The following is a 24,936-nucleotide window of genomic DNA, read 5'->3' as shown; positions in this document are numbered from 1 at the left end:
CAGTAAAACCGAGTCAGAGCCCCTGTATCCGATGAAAAGCCTGACATTTGCAGAAATGTTCCTTTACCGGCACAGCACTTTCACTAATTTCCCCCCTACGCTGCCAGACAAGATGACTGCCGGCTCCGGCCGTGTGCGTTTATGCCTTTTATCATCATGGGTGCCGCCCAGCAGCACGGAGGCTCTTACAGGCATATCCTGCGCAACCAGGCAGGATATGCCGCCGACTCCGGCTTTGCGCTTTTGCGCCACCCAGCAGCACGGAGGCTCTTACAGGTTTACCCAGCGCAACCAGGCCAGGATATGCCGCCGGCTCCGGCCTTGCGCTTTTGCGCCGCCCCAGCAGCACGGAGGCTCTTACAGGTTTATCCTGCGCAACCAGGCAGGATATGCTGCCGGCTCCGGCCTTGCGCTTTTGCGCCGCCCAGCGGCACAGAGGCTTCCAGGAGCCTCCCTCACCACCCGCGGGGTGGTTTTTTTATTTTGAAAACGCTAAACAAATTTTCCGCTTTATAGGCTATAATAGATGGCATGGCAACAACATATCGAAATATTCGCTCTCAAGCGGAGGAGAGACTGGCTAACGATGGCTAACAGCGTGCTTCAAAAATTAGGCTTGCACATGACCCCGGAGACGAAATACAACTTTTACTGCGATTTCGGCGCCGGCACTTTATTCAGTCTCTTTAATGTCGTTTTCAATCAGTTTTATATTCCGATTGCGATCCGGCAAGGGGCGACCAATCTGGAGGTCGGCATTTTGGCTGCCGCTCCGGCGATCGGCCTGCTGTTTTCGCCGATTTGGGCCTCGCGGATCGAGCAGTCGAGCCCCAAGCCGTTTGTCATCCTTCCGAGTTTGATCGGGAGGCTGCTTCTGTTGTTTCCGGCTTTTTTCGGACATCCGACAGTGTATGTGGTGACCGCCATCGTCTTTCAGCTTTTAATGGGCATACAGGCGCCGGCTTACGCTGCGCTGGTGACACGCATGTACCAGCCGGATTTGCGGGGCAGGCTGATGGGCTACGTTCGCGTCGCGATGGGAGCGCTGATGATTCCGCTCGCTTATTTTATCGGCTTCTGGACGGATAAGTCGGGGCCGAGCGGGCCGCTGATCGTTTCCGCCGTAACCGGGGTGCTGTCCATTCTTTCCCTGGCCCGGGTCAAGGAAATAGGCCCGGTCAAGAAGCGCCCGCCGCGCAGCTCGTCCATCCGGGAGCAGTTCAAGCTGGTGAAGGAACACCGGGAGCTGCTTTATTTTTTCGGGGCGACGATGCTTGCCGGTTTCGGCAATATTTTGGCTAGCCCGTTGTACCAGATCATCCAGGTCAAGACGCTGCATTTGAACAATACGGAGATCGGCATTGCGCGTATTTCGTACTATACATGCCTGCTGCTGGCTTATTTTATCGTCGGGTGGGCGATCGACCGGTTCAGCCCCAAGCAGACGCTCGTTTACGGGCTCGGAGCTTACACGGTCGTGCCGCTGCTGTACGGGATTTTCGGCAACTATCCTGCGGTCATTATCGGCAGCGGCATCCAGGGGATCGGCGACGCGATCTGGGATATCGGCATTCTCGCTTACGTATTTCGGGTCACGCCGGGGCGCGAGGCGGTCGTGTTCGGCATGCATTTGATGCTATTCGGCATTCGCGGGACGATCGCTCCGTTACTCAGCACGGGGCTGTCGAGCCAGGTGCCGGTCGCCGGGCTGTTGATAGCGTCATCGGTTTGCGGATGTATCGGCACCATCATTTATTTGCTGCAAAAAGGGGACAAGGCGTCCGTCGAATCCGGAATCGCCAAAAATATGTAACACAGCAGCGGAGATCCGGCGTTTATGCCCGGGTCTCTTTTGCATGGGTATTTACATAATCTATACAATGCATATTCGCCGAATCGCGACGGGAATCCATTATAATGTTCATAAAAAGCCTGATTGCTCAAGGGGTATGGAACATGCGGCGGAAGCATCGATTCAAAAGTCTTTTCAGCGGATGGAAAATGCTCGTCTTCGTTACGGTCTCCTACACGGTTCTGTTTCTGATTGCCTCGCAGGGCTACATTATTGGCAAACAATCGACAACGACAATCGAAAAACAATACAACCAAATTATTTTCGACAAAATGGACGGGCTATCCGTAAATATTATTAATTACTTGAACTATATCGACGATTTTGCCCGCACCTTGTCGCTCAAACCGGACCTGATCGGCAAAATCCGGCAGGACCAGGATGTGCCCAAAGAAGAAATCGAGGGATATTTGAATTTTTTTCGCCTGCGCCTTCCTTTGTATATTCAAATTTTGACCGACCGGAATCGCGTGTTCGCGTATCCGCCTATCGATCCGGAAGAAGAGGAGAAATTCAGGCAAACGCTCGCTTCGTTTCCGTGGTACGGGTCGCGCGCTTATTTGAACAACAGCTTTATCAATGCCGACGTAACCGCCGATTTTCATTACAGCGCCTTTCCGCATGCTTTGTACATCAGCAAAAATTTGCTCCAGGACGACCGTTCGCTCGGAACTTTAACCGTCAAGCTGAACGGCTCGGCCATCGAAACGCTGCTGGATACCGTGCGCATCAACCCGCTCAACGCGGTGCTGATTATTTCGTCGGACGGCAAGGTGCTGTTTGAAAATAACCGGTCGGCGGCGGAAATTTCCGGCTATCTGAAATCGCTCGACAGGAAAAGCATCGACGAATTGATCCGCAAAAACGGCGAGGAATCGGGCTCCGGCACAATCCGCATAGAGGGTCAGGACTACTACTATATTTACAAGCAAATTCCTTCGACGGCATGGCAGACGCTCTCGATCATACCCCTAGGTTCCCTGCAGGCCGAAAGCAGCAGCGTATGGCAGACGACCGTCATTACGACGGCTTTTTCCGTGCTGCTGCTGGCAACGTTCGGTTATTTTTTGTACGCGAAGCTTTTGCTCCCTGTCAAACGGATGTCCGGCATCATACGCATTGCGGGAAAAGGCGATACTCCGGCGCGCTACGAATACGAAGGATTCAAGGAGCTTGAGACGCTGAATCAGGGGATTTACCAATTTTTCAACCAGATTCAGACGCAAATTCAAATGATCAAGACGGGCGAAAGCGAGAAAAGAAGGCTGGAGGTGCATGTGCTTCAGGAGCAAATGCGGCCGCATTTTTGGCACAATTCTCTGAATTCCTTGCGCTTTATGGCTGTGCTGCACGGCAATGCCAAGATGGCCGATGCGATCATGGCGCTGACGCGAATGGTCGATTACACGTTGAAAAGGTCGCACGATCTGTTCAGCAAAGTAGAGGAAGAGACGGACTATGCGCTGCAATACGTCAAATTTCAAGAAATGCGCTCGATGCAGCGGATTGAAGTTCGGCTGGATATGGATGAGCGGGCCGCTGCTGCGCAAATCCCCAAATTTACGCTTCAGCCCTTGCTGGAAAATGCGATTATTCACGGCTTTTCCGCGCCGTTTAAAGGGCAGCCGTGCCTTGGCATCGCGGTGCATGCGTCTGACGGCACGCTGACGATCCGGATCGAGGATAACGGCAACGGCATCGGCGGGGAGACACTTCCGTCTTTATTGCTTCCGGCGAGCGGCGAGGAGCGTAGGACAAGGACCAAGGGGATCACCCTGCTGAACTTGCAGGAACGGATTCGCCTGGAATACGGGAATGGTTACGGCATTCAAGTGTACAGCCGGCCGGGCGAAGGTACCCGGGTCGAGATACGGCTGCCCTTAATCATAAGCGAGGAGAAAGAAGGCGGACGGCTATGAAGGTCATGATTGTCGAGGATGAAGTGCTGGTGAGGCTCGGTTTGAAAAAGTCCATTCCGTGGGTCACGCTCGGCATGGAGCTCGTCTGCGAAGCCGCCGACGGGGCCGAAGCGTACGAAATGTTCGTCAGGCACATGCCGGATATTGTGCTGGTCGATATCGAACTGCCGAAAATGGACGGCTTGCGGTTTATTCAATTTGCCAAAAAGCACCGCGAAGATGCGAAGTTCATTATTTTGACCTGCCAGCAGGATTTCAAATACGCCCGCAATGCGATTCAGCTGCAAGTGTCGGATTTTTTGCTGAAATCGACGCTGGATATGAATGAACTGTGCCAAATTTTGCAAAATATGGCTTTGGAGCTGCGCCTCAAGCGGGCTGGAAGCGGCGAGCCGGACATAGCCGGCGAAGACCCGTCGCTGCGCAGACAACGGTTTGCCCAAAGCTGGCTGAACGGCACGCTGCCAAAGCCGGAAGCGGCCAGTTCGGACGCGCAGCTGCGGGAGTTCGCTTCGGTGCTGCAGGCCGGCAGCTTCCAGGCATGGGCTGTCCAGCTGGGCGCGGATGCAGCGGAAGAGGAGCGGCTCCATCAAGGGGAGGCGCTCGAACGGCATGCGGCCGGCCATTTTGCGGGCCGCTGTCTGGGCGCTGTCGAAGACCGGGACAAGCGTCGGCTGCATCTTATTTTCGCGGGTTCTGTGGCCGCCGGTGAAATCAGGCGATGGAAAGAAGATGCGGAGCGCAGGCTGGGAGCGACGGTGACGGTCGCCGTCAGCCCCGCTTTTACGGACCCGTACGAATGGCGGCTGTACGATCTCCAGGCTTGCGGGCTGCTCCAGCTCGAATTTTACGACCGGCTTGGCGATGTGCTGACCGGCAGCGATTTGATCGGCGAAGCGATCGCAGAGCCTGTGCTGGCCGTTCAAACGGAGCTGTACTCGAGCCTGACCGCGCTGCAATTCGCCGAAATCCGCCGGCTTGCCCGCAAACTGTGCGAAGCGTTGACGCATCCCCCGTATCTATACCCCCATACGGTGAAAAACATGTTCACCGAAATGCTGTTCCGCATTTGGACCGCCTGCGAGACGATCGCCGAAGCTTCGCGGATTGCCAACTATCAGCTGGTCGACCGGCTGAATGCCGCAGTCCGTCTGGAGGACTTGCTGCATCTGTCCCTGGAAGAAATCGACCGGATCGAGCAAGCTTTGGCCGACAGCTATGCTCAGGACGATAAAGCCGGAATGGTGCTGCAAATCAAGCAGTATATCAAGTCGAATCTGCACAGGGAATTTTCGCTGCAGGACGTCGCCGACACGTTTCATATGAACCATTCCTATTTGAGCCGCATGTTCAGGGAAGTAACGAATTCCAGCTTCACCGAATACGTACTGCACGAAAAGACGGAGCTGGCCATGATGATGATGAGAAACGGGCTGCCGCTGACCGAAATTTCCGAGAGGCTGGGCTATCAAAATTTGAGCTCGTTTACCCGGATGTTTAAAAAAGTGCGCGGTGTTTCGCCGTCCCGCTACGAGCATTAACTTGATAAGCGTTTCGTCCGAAGATGATAAATCGGCGCGTTTGCCGAACCCTATTTTACGCCCCCTCTACAAATTCGCAACAAACTGCCCCCGGCGTGCCGACTCCTTTGAAATAGATAAACAAACGGTCAAGCTCTGTCATGTCCAATCGTTCTCTCCGCTTTTATACTGAAAGTGAAAGGTGCGCCATTCTTAATCGGATAACGAAAAAGGAGAGAAATGATCCATGCAAAAGCACTTGAAATGGCTGCTGCTGCCATCTGTCGGTTTGACTCTGCTGGCGGGTTGCGGACAGTCGGCAGGCACGACGGCAAGCACGGCGTCAAGCAAATCCGAGCCCACGCCATCGGCGGCGGCGACCGCAGAGGCAAGCGCTAAGGCGAAGAACGATCCTGTTGAATTGACCTTTTATTATCCTGTCAATGTGGGCGGTCCGGTCATGAAAGTGATCGACGGAATGACCAACAAGTTCATGGAAACTCACCCGAACATCAAGGTGAAACCGGTCTATACCGGCAACTACGGAGACAATACGATCAAAATCCAGTCCGGCATCCAGGCCAAGCAGCCTCCCGATGTAGCCGTGATGATGTCGACGGAGCTTTACAGCATGCTGGACTCCAATGCGATCATTCCGCTGGACGATTTCATCGCCAAAGACCCCGATATCCATATGAGCGATTTTTACCCGGCGTTTGTCGAAGATACCCAGACAGGGGGCAAAACGTACAGCATTCCGTTCCAGCGGAGCACGATCGTTTTGTACTATAACAAGGAAATGTTCAAGCAAGCCGGACTCGATCCCGAGCAACCGCCGAAAACATGGGACGATCTGATCGAATACGCGAAAAAGCTGAAAAGGGACGGACATGCGGGTCTGGAAATTCCGGGAAATGACGATTCCTATTGGATGCTGCAAATGTTCGCGTTCCAAAACCATACCGATCCGAAGCAAAACCTGATGTCCCAGGACGGCAAAAAAGTGATGTTCGACACGCCGGAAAATCAGGAGGCGCTGCAATTCTGGGTGGATCTGTCCCGCAAGCACAAGGTGATGTCCGAAGGAATCATCGATTGGGCGACGGTGCCGACCGACTTCATCCAAGGAAAAACGGCGATGATGATCCATACGAGCGGCAATTTGACCAATGTGAAAAATAATGCCAAATTCGAATTCGGCGTCGCTTTCCCGCCGATGAAAAAGCAGTACGGTTCGCCGACCGGCGGCGGCAACATGTACATTTTCAAAGATACCGATGCCAAAAAGCAGGCCGCAGCCTGGGAATTCGTCAAGTTCATGACGCAATCGGAGCAAGCAGCGCAGTTTAGCGTAGGAACAGGTTATGTGGGCGTGCGCAAATCCGCTTTCGAAACCGATCTGATGAAAAAGTACGCAGCCGGCTTCCCGCAGGCGCTTGTCGCCCGCGATCAGCTGCAATATGCGCATGCGGAACTGTCCACGCACAATCACGGTAAAGTGTCGACGGCACTGACGAACCAGATTCAGGCTGCCTTGTCGGGAACGATCGATCCGGCGGGTGCGCTGAAGAAAGCCCAGGAAGAAGCGGAACGCGCACTTGCGCCATTCAATAAATAATCGCCACAGCTCGGCGAAACATGCGGCCCATCGATAGCGCGACACACTCGCTCTTCCGATGGGCGCTGCAATATGAAAGGAGATGGTCCCAAGTGAACGCAATTTGGAGCGAGAGGATGAGACGCAACGGATTGGGCTGGGGCTTGCTGCTTCCTTCTCTGCTGTTTCTCGGCTTGTTCACCTATTATCCGATCGGCAAAACCGTGTGGCTCAGCCTGTTTCAAAAAGATTTGGCGACGCCGACGCCGCTCTTTAACGGGTTAGGCAATTACGCCGCCCTGCTGAAAGATCCCGTCTTTCTGAAAGTGTTCGTCAATAACTTGTGGTTCGCGCTCGGAACGGTGCCGACCTCGATGGCGCTTGCCTTTGCGATGGCGTTATTCGCCGACAAGGCGGTCATGGGGCGGAGCCTCGTTCGCGTCGCCTACTTTTATCCCAACATGATCCCGATGATTGCCGCAGCGAACATTTGGTTGTTTCTTTACACGCCCCGGTTCGGTTTGCTGGCGCAGCTCGCCTCGTGGGTCAGCCACAAGGAAGTCAGCTTGCTCGGCCAGCCGGACACGGTCATGGGGGCGATGATCGTCATGATGATATGGAAAGAAGCCGGCTATTTCATGATTTTTTATTTGGCGGCTTTGCAGCAAATTCCTAAAGATTTGTACGAGTCCGCTTCCGTGGACGGCATCGGCTTCTGGAGCGTGCTGCGGCGCATTACGATTCCGCTCACGATGCCGACTACGCTGTTCGTGGCTGTCGTGGCCGTTACGAATGCGTTCAAGCTTGTCGACCATTTGTGGATTATGACCAAAGGCGGGCCGGACAATGCAAGCAGCCTGCTCCTGTACTACATCTACGATACGGCGTTCAGCTTTTACGATCAGGGGATGGGGGCGGCGATGACGGTCGTGCTGGTCGTTCTGCTGCTGATCGTGTCTTCGCTGCAGTTTTTCGGCTGGGACCGCAAAATCCATTACGATTAAAACGCTCTGCGAAGCGGGTTTCGCCTAACAGAAAGAGGAGGGAATGCATGGAACGGCAGATCGGGCTGGGGTTTGAACGCGAGCGGAGCAAACGGCATCAACCTTTCATCGAGCGGTCCTTGTTGGAACGGAAACGCGGCATGGCGGCCCGGGCGGTATGGCATGTATGCATGCTGGCCCTTGGCATCCTGTGGTTGATTCCTTTCGCCTGGGTAGTCTGGACCGCTTTTCGCCCCAAAAGCGCTGCTCTTGGCTTCCACCCGTCATGGGACTGGACGCTCGACAATTTTGTGAAAGTATGGCACGAAGCTCCGTTCGGGCAATATTATTTGAACACGATACTAATTACCGGCGGGATCTTGTGCGTGCAGCTGTTTACGCTGACAATGGCCGCATATGCCTTTGCCAGAGTCCGTTTCGGCGGCCGGGACACGCTGCTGATGCTGTTTCTCGTGCAGATCATGATACCGCCGGATGTGCTTATTTTTTCCAACTATCACGTGCTTAGCGAGCTGAGGCTGCTGGATACGAAGCTGGGCATCATGCTGCCTTATTTTGCTTCCGCGTTCGGCGTGTTTTTGCTGAGGCAGTCCTTCAAGCAGGTTCCTTATGAGCTGGAGGAGGCGGCCCGGGTGGAAGGAATCTCCGTGATGCGCCTGCTGTGGAACATTTATGTGCCGTTATCGCGGCCTGTCTACGTTTCGTTCGCCCTTGTTTCCGCCAGCTATCATTGGAACAATTTCCTATGGCCGCTCATCGTGACCAACACGCCGGCCAATCGGCCGCTTACCGTCGGCCTGGCGATGTTCGCCAAAGCTACGGAATCCGGCGGTCAGTGGACCGAGGTTTGTGCGGCTACGCTGCTCGTGGCGGCCCCTCTTTTTATCGGATTCGTGGTTTTTCAGCGGCAGTTTATAAGCAGTTTCATGCACTCGGGAATAAAAGGTTAGAAGTACGTCTTCCCAAGTAGAGAAGGAGGGCAGCGGAACGATGGATCAGCCTTTATCCAAACTATTTATGTATAAAAGCAGTCTGGACGACCTTCCGGAGCTGGAGCTTCCGGCTGGTTTCAGCTTGCGCCATTTTGCGCCGGGCGAAGAAGAGGTCTGGGAGCGCCTCATTGAGGCCTCGTTCGGGACGAAGATCACGTTCCACGAAAAAATCGGCCGGTTCCCGCATTTTCGCCCCGAGAAGGTGCTGTTTGTGTGCAGCGGCTCCGCGCCGGTAGCTACGGCGACAGCGTTTCAAAATGAGATGACCGACGAACACACCGGCTATCTGCATATGGTCGGAGCTTTGCCCGAGTATGCGGGCAGGGGCCTTGGTTACGGAGCGACCCTTGCGGCGCTGCATCGAATGAAAAGCGAAGGCCGCACGAGCGCGCTTCTGAAAACGGACGATTTTCGGCTTCCCGCGATCAAAGTGTACTGGAAGCTCGGTTTTCGCCCCAAGTTCATGGACGACAGTCAATATGAGAGATGGGACCGCATTCAAACAGCGATTCAGTTGAAATAAGGTGATAGATATGAAAACGCCTTTTATTTCCAGCGGAATGCCGGGCTGGGACAAGGTGCGGCTCTCTTACTGGGAGAACGCTCCGCTGCTGGGGATGAACGATGAGGAAATCGAGGACAAGCAGGCCGTTTCCATATACTGCTGCTCCTGCGATGTATCCGGACGCGCCGATATTCATATTGTTCCTGCGGGTCATTGCTATCGGTTCATACAGCACAGCGGCTCTTTGCTGGTGATCGAAATCGCGCATGCTCTCGTGGATGAAATTGCCTACGAATCCGGGTTCGGATTGACCGGGAGCGTTGAAATCAGGCATAAGGTTCAGCTCCAGGATGAGAAGCTGTGGCAGCTTGGCCGTTGGATGCTGGAGGAAGTGAAGAACGAAGGAACGAACGGCCCTGCCTACCGGGATGCTTTGGCCAAAATGACCGTGCTTCATTTGCTCCAAAATTACGCGAGCCATACCCGTTCAGCCCCTGCTCCCAGCCGTTCGGCCCAACGGCAAATTTCCGATGTGATCCAATATATGCGCGAAAATCTGGATTCCGATATTCCGCTCTCGCAGTTGGCATCCGTAGCCCATATCAGCTTGCCGCATTTGATCCGCCTTTTTAAAAAACAGACGGGCTATACGCCGCATCAATATTTTATCCGCATGCGCGTGGAGCGTTCCAAAGCGTTGATCCGGCACGGAAGAGAGAGCTTGAAAGCGATTGCCAGCCGGACGGGATTTGCCGATCAGGGGCATTTTACGAGAATTTTCAAACGGTTGACCGGAATTACCCCCATGCAGTATGCAGGCGAAGTCGTTTCCAAGCAAAACGGAGAACGAGTCGGTTCATAAAATCCATACAAAACAAGAAAATTTTGTTCAACGAACGACGCGTTTTGTTCAATAGCAAATTTCCGAAAAGCTTTACGATGAAGATAAGCGCAAAGGAGTGCCGGCCGATCCGCGTTAGGCCGATGCCGGAGCCCTTCGCAGCCCATTCAAATTCGGGAGGAATGAATGATGAAAATGATCAAGAAAATTTCCACGCTGACGGCCGGGTTTATGTTGGCCGCATCCCTCGTCGGCGCAGCTTCGGCAGCGGCATGGCATCAGGTCAGTAGCCAGTCCTATTGGTTGCTCGACGCATTCGAGCGGGGACAAGGCGTCACTTCCGACGGAAGCAGCTGGATTTTCAACTCCAATTACGGCTTGCTGCGCACCGCTCTTGACGGCAAAACGGTTCAAGCCAGAAATGTGCTGGCGATCCCGAGCGACATTTCTGCAGAAGGCGGAAACCACATCGGCGACATCAGTTACTACAACGGTAAAATATACGCCCCCATCGAGGACAGCAGTAACTACCAGCACCCGTACATCGCACTTTTTGACGCACAAACGCTTCAGTACACCGGCACAAAATACGCGCTTCCGTTGAACCTGCATCCGGGCGGTGTTCCTTGGGTAGCGGTCGATGCCGGGCGCGGCCAAGTGTACACGGCCCAATGGAGCAACGCTCCTGTGCTCAATGTATTCAGCCTTGCGGATATGAGCCTGGTCAAAACCGTTCCGCTCAGCCAAACGCTAGACCGCATCCAGGGAGCGGAAGTGTACAACGGGCTGCTGTACGCTTCAACCGACAACGGCGCCGCGAAGTCTGTCTATACGATCGACCCCGACAGCGGCAAAGTCGAGCTTGCTTTCGACCGCAACCTGGGCAGCAACACCGAAGCGCAAGGCATAGCCGTACTCCCGACATCAGGCGGCGCTGTGCTGCACATCCTGGATGTAGGCTCCTCCCGCGTGGACGTGAACTTCCGCCACTACGCACCATAATTGCGGCAGGCCGCAATGAACGAACGCCTCCAAAACCGGGAGGCGTTTTTGTTTTGGCCGCCGCCCGCGGGCTGAGGCGGGCGGGTTGGGAGATGCCCTGGCGGGCTGGCCGTGCCGGGAGGGTTGGGCGAGGCCGGACGGGCAAGGAGGGTCGTTGGGTTGGGCGAGGCTGGACGGGCAAGGAGGGCCGGCAAGGCCTAGTGGGTTGGTCGGGGCGAGCGGGGGAAAAGCCTGCGAAAGTGCAGGCTGTTGAGATGCCCGACGCCCAGCGCAGATAGCCCATATGCCTATCTGCGCGAAGAAAGCCTGCAAAAGTGCAGGCTTTTTTGCAGGAATCGGCCCGTTTAGAGGAAAAGCCTGCAAAAGTGCAGGAATTCCTTTCGAAGTAGGGGCTGAGCTCGTGAATTCGCTGAAAAACCTGCAGATTTGCAGGAATTTTGCTCGGCAAGCGCATCTTTGCGCAAAAGGATGTACTTTTGCAGGTTTTTTCCGTGCAGCCCGCCAGATGCGGCGGCTCTGGCGGGCTGCGAGACGCTATTAGGGTAACCGGAAGGGATTACTCCCAATTTTTAGCAAGGCAAAAGGCTCGGACGCGGCAAAAATGTTACACTTTAGCCGCCCAAAGACGGCGCAGCCGGTAACTTCCCGCAGCGCGCGGGTCCGCCGCTCCCGTCCGGTCGGCCCGCGGCCCTGCAACTCGCGGCCGGCCGTTCTGCGGCTTGCGGTCGGCGGCACGACCGCAAAGCCTGCAAAAGCCCCCCATGCCGCTGGGCGGCAAAATAATGCTTCGCTAATCGAACAGGCATGCCCGTGCCCAGGCGTTCGGCTGGCTCGGCGCCGGAGTTCACGATTTTGGCGCTCCGGTACCTGAGGTGGGCGGAACAAACAATCGTTGACAATAGTCTCCGGTAAAGTATATAGTTAATATATATATTGTATAATTAATATATTTATTAATCATTATTTTGTGAGAGGATGAAGCAAGTTATGGCTAACCGGTTGACGATTCATACGGATGTGGTTACAGGAACGATTAACAAAAACATCTACGGTCATTTTGCCGAGCATCTCGGGCGCTGTATTTACGAAGGCATCTGGGTGGGAGAGGATTCGCCGATCCCGAATACGCAAGGAATCCGCAACGACGTTTTGGAAGCGCTGCAAAAGCTGCAAGTTCCCGTGCTCCGCTGGCCCGGGGGCTGTTTCGCGGACGAATACCATTGGCGCGACGGCATTGGCCCGCGCGAGACGCGCAAAAGAATGGTGAACACCCACTGGGGCGGGGTCGTCGAAAACAATCACTTCGGCACGCACGAATTTATGCTGCTGTGCGAGCTGATCGGTTGCGAGCCGTATATTAACGGCAACGTCGGCAGCGGCTCCGTGCAGGAAATGCAGGAGTGGGTCGAATACATCACGTTCGACGGGGAGTCGCCGATGGCCAATTTGCGGCGGGAGAACGGCCGGGAAGAGCCGTGGAAGCTGCAGTATTTCGGCGTTGGCAATGAGAACTGGGGCTGCGGCGGCAATATGCGCCCGGAATATTACGCGGACGAATATCGCCGCTACCAGACTTATGTCCGCAACTTCGGCGGAAACGAAGTGTTCAAAATCGCTTGCGGACCGAACTCCAGCGACTACCACTGGACCGAGGTGCTGATGAGGGAAGCGTCGCAGCATATGCGCGGATTAACGCTTCATTACTACACGGTGCCGGGCCCGACTTGGCAGGACAAAGGCTCGTCCACCGATTTCAACGAGCAGGAGTGGTTCAGAACGCTTCAGAAGACTCTCGTCATGGATGAATTGATTACGAAGCATTCGCAAATTATGGACCGCTACGATCCGGAGAAAAAAGTCGATCTGATCGTCGATGAGTGGGGGACGTGGCACGATACCGAACCGGGAACGAATCCGGGCTTCCTGTACCAGCAAAATACGATGCGCGACGCGCTGGTCGCCGGCATTAATTTAAACTTGTTCCACAAGCATAGCGACCGGGTGCGCATGGCGAATATCGCCCAAACCGTCAACGTGCTGCAGGCGATGGTGCTGACGGAAGGCAAGCAAATGCTGCTGACGCCTACATATCATGTTTTTGAAATGTACAAGGTGCATCAGGATGCGGAAGCGTTGGACATTCATCTGGCCAGCGATTCTTACGAACTGGACGGAGAAATGATTCCGCAAATCAGCGCCTCGGCTACCCGGGACAAAGACGGGCGGATCCACATCAGCCTGTGCAATTTGCACCACAACGAGACGGCGGCGATTGAAACGCGGTTGGAAGGACTGCCGGCAAACCGCAAAGTTGCGGGACGCATTCTGGCCTCGTCCGAAATGAACGCGCATAATACGTTCGAACGCCCGGACTACGTTCAACCGGCTGCATTCGAGGGCGCCAGCTTGAAGGACGGGACGCTAAACGTAAGCTTGCCGCCGATGTCCGTCGTTGTGCTGACGCTGGCATAGCGCATGGAAGCGGGAAATGTCAAAACCGGCAAGCCGTGCAGAGGGTGCATGGCACAGCCGGACGACGGGTATGCCGCGGCAGAAGTATCCAAGCTGCTGGCCAGGCTTGAGGGAAAAGTCCCCTTCGCGACTGCGGACGTATACGACAGGCGGCTTGCCGCCTGCTCGTCCTGCGCTTCCTTGCTGGGGAACCACACGTGCAGGCACTGCGGCTGCTTTGTCGCCGTCCGGGCGCGGATGAAAGACGCCCACTGCCCCGAACCGCTTGGCACGCGCTGGGCGGAGTAAGGGGAGGCTGCTATCGCGCTTTGCAGTAATGTATCGCCGTCACCGCACTGCCGCGCTATGCAGAAATGCCAAAAGACGCCTCATCCCGCTTGCTGCGCGGTTCGGGGCGTCTTTTTGCAATTCCCGGAGCAGAGGGGGAGTCAACTATACAATCGTACTTGTGCCATCGAACAGATCGGGATCGCTCGTATTCGTGACGCTGTTCGGATTGTTCGTAATCGTGCCGAAGCTGTCCCCCGGTGAAAACGAGTTGGCTCCCGCATGCATCTTGTTGCTGCTTGACAGCACGATAAAACCGGTGTCTCCGATTTGCACACTGGAACTGTTTGAAACGTTATTGATTTTGATGCTTCCGACAATGGAATTCACCCGGCGCTCCCCCTCCAGCTATGCGTGCATCCAATAAACCATCGTATGTAAATGTTTGCCCAAATGTCACTGCCAATATTGCGCGGCCATACCAAGAGCCGAGACAAGTGCGTCCCGGCCCATGATATGTGCTTTATTTAAATTCAGCTTTGATCAGGTTTGGGTCTACTGCTTTCAGCAAGCTCAGATCATGATAAGTATCGGCTTTAGGTATGGTTTTGATATTGCCTACGCTCTTGAGGTACTCGCCTACGGCTGCGCCGTTGCTGCCATTCACATAGGTATCGTCCACAACCATGGCGTACACGTTCCGATCCATAATTTGCGTAAGCTCTTCAACGCTCAGGTGCAGCTCAGGCGCAAGAATTTTAATGGCCTCTTTGCGATTCATGTTGATGTAGTCGGTCGCTTTTTTCAAAGCAACGAGAATGGCTTTAATCGTGTTCGGATTTTTCTTTGCATATTCATCCGAAACCTGTATGGTTGTATGTACGCTCATCCAGTCGACGCTGCCTTTTTTGTCAGGAAGCTCGCTCTGGGTACCGCTGAAAAGAAACTTGCCTCCGCCTTGAATCGCTTTGGTGATGAACGGCTCCCAACAGGCCATGGCATCGATATCGCCTTTTTGCAGTGCGACGACGGCATCGCTTGGCGCGAGGTTGACATATTTGATTTTGCTGACGTCGACGCCAAGCTCTTTGCCCATATTGTCAATCGCGATCTTCACATCGGCGCCGTTCGGAATGCCGATTGTTTTGCCTTCCAGATCTTTGGAGCTTTTCAGATCCAGCTTTTTCGAGCCGACAACCGCTTGCGTACCGGCGATTTGCGCCAGCGGGGCGACAATTTTGACAGGAACGTTCGAGGATTTAAGGATGATATCCATGAAATTCGTTTGAATGCTGACAGGCGCGCTGCCACCGGCAACCATCGGTCCGATATCCGGTCCGCTTTCGATTAATTGGCTCGTAACGTTCAGTCCAGATTCCTTGAAATAACCCAGCTTATCCGCAATAATTTGCTGGGAGGAGATTTGCGCATCGCGCACGCCGACTAACGTAACGTCTTTCGTCTCCGGGATTATGGCTGCCGCCGGAGTCGCCGCCGCTGCAGTTGCAGTTGCTGCCGGCAGTGCTGATGACGCCGGAGTTGCCGCCGCAGTCGCTTCCGGGGCCGGGGTGCCCGTTGCCGCTTCTTTGGTACCGCATGCTGCCAGAACTACAGCCGCTGTTGCGATTAAAGCTAAAATTTGAACACATTTCCCTTTGTTTTTCATTAGTTTTCCCTCCGCCTATCGTCTCTTTTTTAAATTGCCGCCTGATTGATGCTATTTCTCAACCGCATCGCGCATGCCTCCCTTGCGCCAAGCCAAGACCCTCCTTTCCAGCAGTTTCACCAGATAGGAAAATAAGCTGTATGCAAGGCCGATCAAAATAATCGCGACAAACATATTGGAAATTTTAAAATAATTTCTGGCATCGACGATAATGTAGCCTAATCCGGATTTGGCGCCCATCATTTCGGAAACGATCAAGGCCGAGAACGATAATCCCAGGCTGACGCGGGCGCCGACGATAAAATTGGGAATAGCCGAAGGAATCATGACGCGCGTGAAAATTTGTCTTTCGGATGCGCCCAGGCTGAGGGCTGAACGAATCAAAGTCGAGGGAACCGATTTAAATCCGTCGACGGTGTAGACAAGCACGGGAACAAATGTAGTCCACGCAATAAGCAACATTTTAGGGAACTCGCCAATGCCGAACCAGATGATAAACAGCGGAAGCAAGGCTAAAGCCGGAATTGGGCTTACGAGATTGAGTATGGGGGACATCCATCGTTCCACGGCCCGGAATTTGCTCATGAGGACGCCGACGGCTACGGCCAACAGGCAGCCTGCGGCAAAGCCGACGGCGATCCGGATCGAGCTGGAGATCAGACTTTGCGCAATAAGCCCCGTTTTGGCCAACAACCAGGCGTCGGACAGCACAAGAGAGGGAGGGGGCAGGAAAAGCGGATTAAACCAGGCAAACGTTTCGTTCACTCGGGCAAAAGCTTCCCAGACGGCGAAAAAGGTCAAGAACGGCAGCGCATTCCACTTTTCCAAATAACCGTTCCGGGCGGCTTTGCGTTTTTTGGGCGACGTCGTCTTTTTGGCTATGGCTTTGAACTGCTCGCCGCTGTCCGCGACTACCGATGTAGGGGTATCGTTCATCAAACGGCCTCCTCCGCATCGTCTTCCATCAGAATCCGTTCGATTCTGTGCATCGCTTCGCGAAATCCGGGGGATTCGAACGTCCTTGGATGCTCGATTCGGACCGGGAACGCATCGATAATTTCGCCGTCCTTCATCACGACGATCCTGTCGGCCAAATAGACGGCTTCGCTGATGCTATGCGTGACGAAAAGAATCGTCGGCTTCAGCTTTGCGCAAATCTTTCGCAGTTCTCTGCGCATCATATCCCGGGTCAAAATGTCGAGTGCGCCGAACGGCTCATCCATCAGCAAAATTTCAGGCGAGCTTGCCAGCGCTCTCGCAATGCCGACACGCTGTTTCATCCCTCCGGAAAGCTCGGCAGGGTAATGGTTGGCGTACTTCTCAAGCCCCACCAGAGTTAGAAACTCCAGGCCGATTTCCCGGGCTTTGGCCTTGCCGGCTCCTTGCACCTCAGGACCGAACGAAATATTTTCGAGCACCGTGTACCAAGGAAATAAAGCGTGGTCCTGAAACACCATCCCGCGAGACTTCGACGGCCCCTGAATGCGTTCCCCGTCGACCATGATCGTTCCCTCGTCCGGGAGCAAGTACCCGGCTACCATATTGAGGAGCGTCGATTTGCCGCAGCCGCTGTGCCCCAAGATGCAAATAAATTCATGGGCATACACGGTCAGGTCGATATTTTTCAAAACGATGCGGTCTTCGTACCTTTTACCTGCTTGCTGTACCGTCAGTTTCATTCCTTCACCCCTCTATGCGCATTGTGTCTGCTGCGTTGTATGCGATTTAGGCCGTATTTCCAATACGAGATTGTATACAACCGTGAGCAAAAAAATGTGGTTCTCCCCGGTCACTTTTTGGCTGCCAAATGCTCCCTGGACTTGAAAATTTCAGCTAACGTATTGGCCGGCGCGCCTTTCTCTTCAAAATCGAGATAGGACTCGATGTCCTTCAGGTGTTCAATGATGAGCCGCCCGGCGAGTTCCTCGTTTCCTGATTTCATCGCTTGCAGGATCTGCTCATGATCGCGGCAGTACACATTTTTCCTCATGCCATAAAAAGCAATAATGACATACGTGAGAGAGATGAGTTCTTCCAAGTATCGAAAATAGTAGTAATTGCGGGCCAGCTCGCCGATTCGCAGGTGAAAGTCGCCGGCGATCCGCAGCGCCCCAAGCGGGTCGCCCTGCCGGTGTGCTTCATGCTCTTCTTTCAGCAGCTTCCCAAGTTGTTGAAATTGCGCTTCCGTCAGCGTTCGGCAAACTTTCTTAATGGCTGCAGCCTCAAGCACTCTGCGCATTTCGAATACTTCTTTAGCTTCGTGGATCGAAGGGCATGAGACGAACGTTCCTTTGTAAGGGATGACCGTCACCAGTTTCTCGCTTGCCAAACGCCGCAGCACATTGCGTACCGGCGTTCGGCTAACTCCGAACGATTCAGCCAAAACCTCTTCGACGAGCTGCATATTAGGGCGAAGCTTTTGCTTGAAGATGGCGTCCTTGATGGCCTTATACATGTCTGCTTCATTCGCTTGTAACATGAGAACATGTTCTCCTAAGTTATTATTTGTTGGCCGTTCACCGTGATGGTAATATAAAATAACTTTTAAGGTCAATATAATTGACATGAAATTTACTCATTTTAGCGCAGACAACAAGAAATCACTTAAAATTTTGTTGAAAAATATAAATGAAAGCCATGAATTTCACTTGAATCTCTTTTTCATGTCTAATAAAATGACATAAAAACGCCCCCAAAACCGTTAGGCGATGGAGGCGTTTACGTATAGGAACGATTCAGTGTCAGAACGGGGGGAGGGCAGCCCCGTTATTAGTTGCTTGGCCGAGATAATGCGGCCGACCGCAGTACGGCGTCCATGATGCCGGGAAAGCGCTCGTCGAGATCTTCCGCGCGCAAGGTCAGCATATGCTGCGTCCCCTGGACGCGGACGTTTAACACGCCTGCTTCCCTCAGCGTACGGATATGATGAGTCAGTGTCGATTTGGCCACGGGATAATGAAAACTGCTGCACATCTGTTCGCCGGAGCGGGCGATATTGCACACGATCTCAAGACGGATCGGGTCGCTTAACGCAGCAAGCACGGAAGTCAGGTGGATATCGTCCCGGTTCGGATGGTATAAAATTTTCATCGCTGCTCCCCCCCCTTGTGTAGAAAATGTTAATATAGAAAACATAATTGCATTATAACATACCCCATGTTATATTTTAATAGTTCGATGATTATAGTACAATAGTATCTTTTTTGGATATTATTGTTTATTTTTAAGGAGGTTTTATGACTACCAAATCCATTCCTGTTCTCGCCGGCGCTGAAGGCAGCAGCGTAGTTTTCAGGGAAAAGCTGATCATTCCGCTGCTCGGTTTCGTCCTCATTCTGGTCATTATGAACACGATGATGTTCAATTTGGCTTTGCCGAAAGTAGCCCAGGAATTTCATTTATCCTCGACATCCGCATCATGGATCGTGACCGGCTATTCCATCCTGTTCGCGATCGCTTCGATCACCTACAGCAGGCTGTCGGATTTTATTCCGATACGCCAACTGCTCACGATCGGGCTGCTCTGTATGGGAGGAGCGTCGATCATCGGCTTTTTCAGCCATAATTTTGCCCTGCTGCTGAGCGCCCGCTTGATTCAAGCTTCCGGAGCAGGCTCGGTGATGAGTCTGGCGATCGTCCTGATCACCCGTTTCGTTCCTTTGTCGCGCAGAGGCAAGGCGATGTCGTTGATCACATCCGCGGCTTCGCTCGGCCTGGGGCTGGGACCGGTCGCGGGCGGCGCGATTACCCAATATTTGGGCTGGAACGACTTGTTCATCGTTACGGGTCTCTCGCTTTTTCTCATTCCGGTATTGTACCGCCTCCTGCCGCAGGAAGAAACGGTGCGCGGCTCGTTCGACTGGCTGGGCGCGGCGCTGATCGGCATCGGCTCGACGGGGCTGCTGCTGTTTATGACGAACCGGTTCGTCATCGCGCTCATCGTCGGCGTCGTTGCCCTGGTGCTGCTCTGGATTCGCATTCACCGCGCCGCCAACCCGTTCGTTCAGCCGAAGCTGTTCACGAACAAACCGTACCTGCTGCTCGGCTCGATGGGCGTCGTTTCCTACATCAACAACTTCGCGGCGCTGTTTTTGCTTCCGCAAGTGCTGGCCCACCTCTACGGATTAACGCCCGGACAATCGGGGCTGATTCTTTTCCCGGGAGCGCTGGTGTCGATGCTCGCTTCGAACAGTATCGGCAAAATGATCGACCGTTTCGGCAACGCCGTTCTGCTGCGATACGCGCCTTGGCCGATTTTTGCGTCAGGCGTTTTGTTCGCCTTGTTCGCGTCGCATTCGTTTTATATCATTATGCTCGTGTATGTGCTTTTGATCGTAGGATTTTCCACGCTCAACGCGAGCGTCTCCAACGAAATGTCCCGCGTCCTTCCGGCGGAGCATATCGGCGCAGGCATGGGGCTGTTTCAGCTCCTGCAATTTTTCAGCGGAGCGTTCAGTGTCGCCGTCAGCGGGACGGTCATGACCGCGCAGCAAAAAATGCCGCTGCCGCAAGTGTACGCCGAAATTTTCTGGGGAATGGCGGCGGTCGGGATGCTGGCGATCGTCTGCTCGTTGGCGTACCGCGCGCTCAAAAATCGCCGGGCGTCCGCCGCTTTGAACGTATAAAAGCTTTGCCCGAACAGAGAGCTGCCGATTCGAGTCCGCGATTGCCGCGGGTCGGGTCAGGCAGCTTTTTGGCATTGCATGCTGCACCGATTGCACGATCCGTGAATATAATATAGCGAAAAATGACAGCGCTTACATCAATGGTGTGCGAATGAACAGTTCGCCCTTCCGGTCCCATTGATCGAAAGGCCATTTTACCACATAAGAATGTTTAAGTTCTTTACAGCGCTAAAGCGCAAAGAACAGCATTCTTATTGGCGAATAAACCTACCTCTGAACGCGGTCGCTCATCTTCGAAAAGACCTCGATAGAGGTTTATCTCATTGTTTCGGCACAAGGAGGTGGAGTTCGACTCATGCCCGATAGTTTTTAACTAGTTTGCAAGTTCGAATCGTCATAGGAGGCTTCACGATGAAAAAACGATGGATGTTGTTCCAACTGTCGGTGATGCTGCTTGTCGGCATCGCTTTTTTGGCGCATGGAGCCGGCAAAGCTCATGCGGCCGTGCAGCAAGAGTTTTATGTTTCCCCGGAGGGCAGCGACACGGCAGGGGACGGCACGTTGGCTTCGCCGTTTGCCAGCATGGACAGAGCCCGGCTTGCCGTGCGCTCCTATTTGGCCGGCCACACGCTTACGGGCGACGTGGTCGTATATTTCAGAGGCGGCACTTACCGGCAAACCGCCACCGTCGTATTTGACGCGGTCGATTCGGGCAAGGACGGCTTTGACGTCGTTTACCGGAATATGCCGGACGAAAAACCGGTCTTTAGCGGTGGAGAGGCGATAAAAAACTGGGTTCCGGAAAATGTAAACGTTTACAAAACAAACGTGTACAATTCCGTTTACGGATCGGTCTACAGCTCCGCATACAGTTCCGCATACAGTTCCGTATATAGCTCCGTGTACGGCTCCGTCTATGATCCTATTGATTTTAGACAAATCTATGTAGACGAATCGAAAGGGATAAGAGCTAGAAATCCGAACGAAGGGTCTTATTTTACGATGACGGGTACGGCGGAAAAAGACTGCCGGGAAACGGACGGCTTCAATATTCCGAATTATACGCTGCGTGGGGCGGCCGATAGTTCCGATAAAATAGAAGTGTCGATCCTGCTCGATTGGATGCACAAAAGGCTGCGGATTCATCAGACCGATCCCGTGCCCGGCAACGACAATGCAGCACGGGCCGTGATCAACGGAATCGAGTGGAACGCCGCAACCAACCCGGCACTGCCGCAGGCGAAAAGAAATTATTGCAACAAGCCTTATTGGCTTGAGAATGCCAAGGAGTTTCTGGACAGTCCCGGCGAGTGGTACTTTAACCGGGATACCGGCGATTTATACTACTGGCCGAGGGCCGGGGAAAACATGAATACGGCGGAAGTGATCGTTCCGAAGGTGGAAACGCTCATTTTGCTCAAAGGCGATTTCACTGCACCCGTAACCGATCTTGTGTTTCAGGGGTTGGAGTTCCGGCATACGAACTGGACGCGTCCGAATCAGGCCGGCTTTGTCGATATTCAGGCCAATTCGCTCATTCCGGCATCACCGGATGCGAGCAGGGATACGCAGTACAGGCACAATCTCCGGAAGGACCGGATTCCCGGAGCCATCACGGCGCTAACTTCCGACCGGATTCAGATTATCGGCAACCGGTTTGCCAATCTGGGAGGCACCGGGATTTTGTTCGACATGGGCGGCAACGATAATGTGATCAAAGGGAACGCGTTCACGGACTTGTCCGCCGGAGCGGTCGAGATTGGCAACGATGCCATCAGACCGAACGATACCGCTAATTTGAGCGATTCAAGGATGTGGCCGAGACGGAATACGGTGAGCAACAACTACATCGCGCGAATCGGCACGGACTATTTCGGCTCTGTCGGCATACTAGGCTATTATAACGACAGCTTGCTGGTGGAGCACAACGAAATCGAGGATATTCCTTACACGGGAATCAGCGTAGGGTGGGGCTGGTCGGATTGCGCCCAGGAGTCGAAAAATAACAAAATTCAATACAACCTCATAAGCAACTTTATGAAACGCATGATCGACGGGGGTGGCATTTATACGCTCTGCTCACAGCCGAGCTCCAGCATCGCGAACAATTACGTGCGAAACCAGCTCAATCAGTATGCGGCGATATATTTGGATGAAAACACCCGATATTACACGGTCAACAGCAACGTGATTTCGCTCGTGCCTGAATGGCTTTTCATCCAGCAGTTTTCCAATCCGGCGACGAACAATGCCGCACAGTGGAATTTTACGGACAGCAGCTATTCCAGAAATGACCCGACAGTGAACACGGTCAGCGATAACGCCATCGTCACGGGCGGCAACTGGTCGGCGCAAGCCCAGGCGATCATGAACAATGCCGGTCTTGAGCCCGCCTACAAATATTTGAAAGGGCCGCAAAATACCGGACCGGTGATCGTGGATAACGCCGATAGCGGCTTTAACGTCATATCCGGGACATGGACATTAAGCTCGGGACTGCCTTACAAGTACGGAGCCGATTACAGATACGCCATCAGCAGCGCTTCGGCATCGGCCAAGGTCAGATGGTCGCCGAACTTGACCGAATCCGGCAGCTATGACGTGTTTGTATGGTATCCCGGCCATTCAAGCCGCTGCACGAACTGCAAATTCAAAGTCAATTACTACGGAGGCAGCCAAGAAGTGCAAATAAATGAAACGGTCAACGGGGGCGGGTGGGTCCGCCTCGGAAATTTCCCTTTTCTTGCGGGAGCGACGGGCAACGTGGAATTGACGAATCAGGCGAACGGATCGTTCGTGGACGCCGATGCGGTCAAATTCATGAAGCAGGAAATCATCGTCGATAACGCCGACCCGGGATTTGCCGCCGTCTCGGGCGTCTGGTACACGGCGAGCGGCATGGCCGACAAATACGGCGCGGATTACCGCTACGCGGTCAGTGCTGCGACGGCAACAGCCAAGGCAAGATGGACGCCGAATATAACGCTTCCGGGCGACTACAAGGTGTCCGTATGGTATCCGGCCCACAGCAACCGTTGCACAAACGGCTCATATACGGTAAATTACAATAGCGGCAGTCAAACGGTTGCCGTCAATCAGACGGCGAACGGGGGCCGGTGGACTCCGCTCGGAACGTTCGCTTTCAGCGCAGGCACCGGCGGAAATGTAGAGCTCACCAATAAAGCCGACGGTTCTTATGTCGGGGCCGATGCCGTTAAATTTGAAAAGCAATAGTCACTTTCCCCGGTAAGCGGGGATTTTTTGCGCGGAAAGAAAGGATGAAAAAAATGAGTTCACAAAGCAAAGCAGACCGCATCAAAAAAATGAAAGTTCCCGTCGTTGACGCCGCGCTTGCGCACCGGGTACCGCCCGGACAGGTCGTCACGGAACGGTTCCCGATTTTGCATGAAGGCGAGGTGCCGGACTACGAGCTGGCGGATTGGTCGCTGCGCGTATTCGGCGAAGTCGCAGAGGAAAAACGGCTCCGCTACGATGAGCTGCTGGCGCTTCCGCAAACGCAGATCGTCTGCGACATTCACTGCGTCACCCGCTGGTCCAAGCTGGATACGGTGTGGGAAGGGGTGCTTTTCCGCGATTTCATGCGCCTGCTGGATATTAGGCCCGAGGGGCGCTATGTCATGCTGCATGCCGATAACGATTACGAGACGAATGTCCCGCTTGACGACTTGATGGGCGATCAAATTTTGCTTGCGCACACCTATGACGGCGAACCGCTTACACCCAAGCACGGTTGGCCGCTGCGGCTGATCGTGCCGCATCTTTATTTTTGGAAAAGCCCCAAGTGGATTCGCGGGATTGAATTTATGAAGGAGGATCGGGAAGGCTTCTGGGAGCGGAACGGCTTTCACAATATCGCCGAACCGTTTGCGGAACAGCGGTTTTCCGGCGAGCCGATACCGATTCCGGAAGACGAATGGCACAAAAAGGAGTACGATTGACCCCCGCCGCCGCGGCTGCGCGTGAAGAGATGTATTTGTCAAACCGGACGCAAAGTATAATAATAGAACTGACACACCGATTCGGATATAGATAGGATGAGAGCAGATGAACGACAAAATCGTTATGCCGGTATGGACATTCGGCCTGTTCATCGTTGTGATGAATACGACGATGTTCAACGTTTCGCTGCCGAGTATTATTCGCGATCTGGGCATTTCGGAGGATCTCGGGTCGTGGGTGATCTCCAGCTACTCCATCGGGTATGCGCTGTCGACCGTCATCTACAGCAGGCTTACGGATGCGATACCGCTGCGCAAACTGCTCGCGGTGGGATTAACCGTGCTCGGATTATCGTCGGTGATCGGGATTTTTGCGGCGAATTACCACGTGCTGCTGGCGGCGCGCATTTTGCAGTCCGCGGGAGCCGGCGTCATGGCGGGGCTCGGGCTGGTGCTGGCCAGCCGCTACATCCCGTACGAAAGACGCGGCAAAGCGATCGCGATGATCTCGGCGGGAAGCGCGATGGCGTTCGGACTCGGGCCGATCGTCGGCGGCCTGATCAGCGAGTACTTCGGATGGAACGGCCTGTTCGCCGTCACCTGCCTCATCCTCGCGGTGCTTCCGGTGCTGCTGCGCCTGCTGCCGAAAGAAGCGCCGAAGGAGCTGCGCTTCGACTTCCTCGGCGGGGCGTTGACCGTAGTCAACGCCGCGACG

The 24,936-nt window shown here is 54.1% G+C and carries 21 protein-coding genes; 15 read left to right on the top strand and 6 right to left on the bottom strand.

The window, feature by feature from the left end; translation table 11 throughout:
- Positions 1–586: 586 nt before the first annotated feature.
- From AC0LWT_RS09915 to AC0LWT_RS09865, 11 genes are all read left to right on the top strand, one after another.
- Complete coding sequence (locus AC0LWT_RS09915; protein WP_474681074.1) at positions 587–1,813, top strand: MFS transporter; 1,227 nt, start codon at positions 587–589, stop codon at positions 1,811–1,813.
- Positions 1,814–1,917: 104 nt separating this feature from the next.
- Positions 1,918–3,771: a cache domain-containing sensor histidine kinase gene (locus tag AC0LWT_RS09910; protein WP_474681073.1), complete on the top strand. Its 1,854-nt coding sequence runs from the start codon at positions 1,918–1,920 to the stop codon at positions 3,769–3,771.
- Positions 3,768–5,312 carry a response regulator gene (locus AC0LWT_RS09905; protein WP_474681072.1) on the top strand — a complete coding sequence of 515 codons (1,545 nt, stop codon included), beginning with the start codon at positions 3,768–3,770 and terminating at the stop codon, positions 5,310–5,312. The genes AC0LWT_RS09910 and AC0LWT_RS09905 overlap by 4 nt, the downstream gene beginning before the upstream one ends.
- Positions 5,313–5,538: 226 nt before the next feature.
- A complete protein-coding gene (locus tag AC0LWT_RS09900) occupies positions 5,539–6,909 on the top strand; it encodes an ABC transporter substrate-binding protein (protein WP_474681071.1) in 1,371 nt (456 codons plus the stop codon).
- Between the two features lie 116 nt (positions 6,910–7,025).
- A complete protein-coding gene (locus AC0LWT_RS09895) occupies positions 7,026–7,892 on the top strand; it encodes a carbohydrate ABC transporter permease (protein ID WP_474681332.1) in 867 nt (288 codons plus the stop codon).
- A gap of 170 nt (positions 7,893–8,062) precedes the next feature.
- Positions 8,063–8,842: a carbohydrate ABC transporter permease gene (locus AC0LWT_RS09890; protein ID WP_474681331.1), complete on the top strand. Its 780-nt coding sequence runs from the start codon at positions 8,063–8,065 to the stop codon at positions 8,840–8,842.
- 40 nt (positions 8,843–8,882) lie between these two features.
- Entirely contained in the window at positions 8,883–9,407 is a 525-nt protein-coding gene (locus AC0LWT_RS09885; protein WP_474681070.1) for a GNAT family N-acetyltransferase, read from the top strand.
- A 10-nt stretch (positions 9,408–9,417) separates the two neighbouring features.
- Entirely contained in the window at positions 9,418–10,251 is an 834-nt protein-coding gene (locus AC0LWT_RS09880) for a helix-turn-helix domain-containing protein (RefSeq protein WP_474681069.1), read from the top strand.
- Positions 10,252–10,416: 165 nt separating this feature from the next.
- Positions 10,417–11,232: a hypothetical protein gene (locus tag AC0LWT_RS09875; RefSeq protein ID WP_474681068.1), complete on the top strand. Its 816-nt coding sequence runs from the start codon at positions 10,417–10,419 to the stop codon at positions 11,230–11,232.
- Positions 11,233–12,219: 987 nt separating this feature from the next.
- Positions 12,220–13,704, top strand: a complete 1,485-nt coding sequence (locus tag AC0LWT_RS09870) for an alpha-N-arabinofuranosidase (RefSeq protein WP_474681067.1) — start codon at positions 12,220–12,222, stop codon at positions 13,702–13,704.
- A 3-nt stretch (positions 13,705–13,707) separates the two neighbouring features.
- Positions 13,708–13,992, top strand: coding sequence for a DUF6171 family protein (locus tag AC0LWT_RS09865; protein ID WP_474681066.1), 285 nt, complete (start codon positions 13,708–13,710; stop codon positions 13,990–13,992).
- Between the two features lie 144 nt (positions 13,993–14,136).
- On the opposite strand, the gene AC0LWT_RS09860 is transcribed toward AC0LWT_RS09865, so the two are convergent.
- The 6 genes from AC0LWT_RS09860 to AC0LWT_RS09835 all read right to left on the bottom strand — a co-directional run bounded on the left by AC0LWT_RS09860 (position 14,137) and on the right by AC0LWT_RS09835 (position 18,727).
- Positions 14,137–14,361, bottom strand: a complete 225-nt coding sequence (locus tag AC0LWT_RS09860; RefSeq protein WP_474681065.1) for a spore germination protein — start codon at positions 14,359–14,361, stop codon at positions 14,137–14,139.
- Positions 14,362–14,494: 133 nt separating this feature from the next.
- Positions 14,495–15,637: an ABC transporter substrate-binding protein gene (locus tag AC0LWT_RS09855; RefSeq protein ID WP_474681064.1), complete on the bottom strand. Its 1,143-nt coding sequence runs from the start codon at positions 15,635–15,637 to the stop codon at positions 14,495–14,497.
- Between the two features lie 51 nt (positions 15,638–15,688).
- On the bottom strand, positions 15,689–16,573 hold the full coding sequence (locus AC0LWT_RS09850) for an ABC transporter permease (protein WP_474681063.1): 885 nt from the start codon (positions 16,571–16,573) through the stop codon (positions 15,689–15,691).
- Entirely contained in the window at positions 16,573–17,316 is a 744-nt protein-coding gene (locus AC0LWT_RS09845) for an ABC transporter ATP-binding protein (protein WP_474681062.1), read from the bottom strand. The genes AC0LWT_RS09850 and AC0LWT_RS09845 overlap by 1 nt, the downstream gene beginning before the upstream one ends.
- Before the next feature lie 110 nt (positions 17,317–17,426).
- Entirely contained in the window at positions 17,427–18,116 is a 690-nt protein-coding gene (locus tag AC0LWT_RS09840) for a GntR family transcriptional regulator (protein WP_474681061.1), read from the bottom strand.
- A 290-nt stretch (positions 18,117–18,406) separates the two neighbouring features.
- Positions 18,407–18,727: an ArsR/SmtB family transcription factor gene (locus tag AC0LWT_RS09835; RefSeq protein ID WP_474681060.1), complete on the bottom strand. Its 321-nt coding sequence runs from the start codon at positions 18,725–18,727 to the stop codon at positions 18,407–18,409.
- Between the two features lie 146 nt (positions 18,728–18,873).
- On the opposite strand from AC0LWT_RS09835, the gene AC0LWT_RS09830 reads away from it, so the two are divergent.
- The 4 genes from AC0LWT_RS09830 to AC0LWT_RS09815 all read left to right on the top strand — a co-directional run.
- On the top strand, positions 18,874–20,262 hold the full coding sequence (locus AC0LWT_RS09830; protein ID WP_474681059.1) for an MFS transporter: 1,389 nt from the start codon (positions 18,874–18,876) through the stop codon (positions 20,260–20,262).
- A gap of 411 nt (positions 20,263–20,673) precedes the next feature.
- Positions 20,674–23,496, top strand: coding sequence for a golvesin C-terminal-like domain-containing protein (locus AC0LWT_RS09825; protein WP_474681058.1), 2,823 nt, complete (start codon positions 20,674–20,676; stop codon positions 23,494–23,496).
- 53 nt (positions 23,497–23,549) lie between these two features.
- Entirely contained in the window at positions 23,550–24,221 is a 672-nt protein-coding gene (locus AC0LWT_RS09820) for a sulfite oxidase-like oxidoreductase (protein WP_474681057.1), read from the top strand.
- 106 nt (positions 24,222–24,327) lie between these two features.
- Positions 24,328–24,936 (top strand): MFS transporter (locus AC0LWT_RS09815; RefSeq protein WP_474681056.1); only part of this gene is annotated, 609 nt, incomplete at its 3' end.

This window comes from Paenibacillus sp. sgz302164, assembly GCF_056120505.1.
The sequence above is the reverse complement of the archived record's forward strand: the minus strand, read 5'-3'. Positions and strand labels throughout refer to the sequence as shown.

Excerpts from the sequence above, each read along its gene's own strand:
- AC0LWT_RS09915 (WP_474681074.1), top strand. The coding sequence starts at position 587 with ATGGCTAACAGCGTGCTTCAAAAATTAGGCTTGCACATGACCCCGGAG.
- AC0LWT_RS09910 (WP_474681073.1), top strand. The coding sequence starts at position 1,918 with ATGTTCATAAAAAGCCTGATTGCTCAAGGGGTATGGAACATGCGGCGG.
- AC0LWT_RS09905 (WP_474681072.1), top strand. The coding sequence starts at position 3,768 with ATGAAGGTCATGATTGTCGAGGATGAAGTGCTGGTGAGGCTCGGTTTG.
- AC0LWT_RS09900 (WP_474681071.1), top strand. The coding sequence starts at position 5,539 with ATGCAAAAGCACTTGAAATGGCTGCTGCTGCCATCTGTCGGTTTGACT.
- AC0LWT_RS09895 (WP_474681332.1), top strand. The coding sequence starts at position 7,026 with ATGAGACGCAACGGATTGGGCTGGGGCTTGCTGCTTCCTTCTCTGCTG.
- AC0LWT_RS09890 (WP_474681331.1), top strand. The coding sequence starts at position 8,063 with ATGCTGGCCCTTGGCATCCTGTGGTTGATTCCTTTCGCCTGGGTAGTC.
- AC0LWT_RS09885 (WP_474681070.1), top strand. The coding sequence starts at position 8,883 with ATGGATCAGCCTTTATCCAAACTATTTATGTATAAAAGCAGTCTGGAC.
- AC0LWT_RS09880 (WP_474681069.1), top strand. The coding sequence starts at position 9,418 with ATGAAAACGCCTTTTATTTCCAGCGGAATGCCGGGCTGGGACAAGGTG.
- AC0LWT_RS09875 (WP_474681068.1), top strand. The coding sequence starts at position 10,417 with ATGATGAAAATGATCAAGAAAATTTCCACGCTGACGGCCGGGTTTATG.
- AC0LWT_RS09870 (WP_474681067.1), top strand. The coding sequence starts at position 12,220 with ATGGCTAACCGGTTGACGATTCATACGGATGTGGTTACAGGAACGATT.
- AC0LWT_RS09865 (WP_474681066.1), top strand. The coding sequence starts at position 13,708 with ATGGAAGCGGGAAATGTCAAAACCGGCAAGCCGTGCAGAGGGTGCATG.
- AC0LWT_RS09855 (WP_474681064.1), bottom strand. The coding sequence starts at position 15,637 with ATGAAAAACAAAGGGAAATGTGTTCAAATTTTAGCTTTAATCGCAACA.
- AC0LWT_RS09850 (WP_474681063.1), bottom strand. The coding sequence starts at position 16,573 with ATGAACGATACCCCTACATCGGTAGTCGCGGACAGCGGCGAGCAGTTC.
- AC0LWT_RS09845 (WP_474681062.1), bottom strand. The coding sequence starts at position 17,316 with ATGAAACTGACGGTACAGCAAGCAGGTAAAAGGTACGAAGACCGCATC.
- AC0LWT_RS09840 (WP_474681061.1), bottom strand. The coding sequence starts at position 18,116 with ATGTTACAAGCGAATGAAGCAGACATGTATAAGGCCATCAAGGACGCC.
- AC0LWT_RS09835 (WP_474681060.1), bottom strand. The coding sequence starts at position 18,727 with ATGAAAATTTTATACCATCCGAACCGGGACGATATCCACCTGACTTCC.
- AC0LWT_RS09830 (WP_474681059.1), top strand. The coding sequence starts at position 18,874 with ATGACTACCAAATCCATTCCTGTTCTCGCCGGCGCTGAAGGCAGCAGC.
- AC0LWT_RS09825 (WP_474681058.1), top strand. The coding sequence starts at position 20,674 with ATGAAAAAACGATGGATGTTGTTCCAACTGTCGGTGATGCTGCTTGTC.
- AC0LWT_RS09820 (WP_474681057.1), top strand. The coding sequence starts at position 23,550 with ATGAGTTCACAAAGCAAAGCAGACCGCATCAAAAAAATGAAAGTTCCC.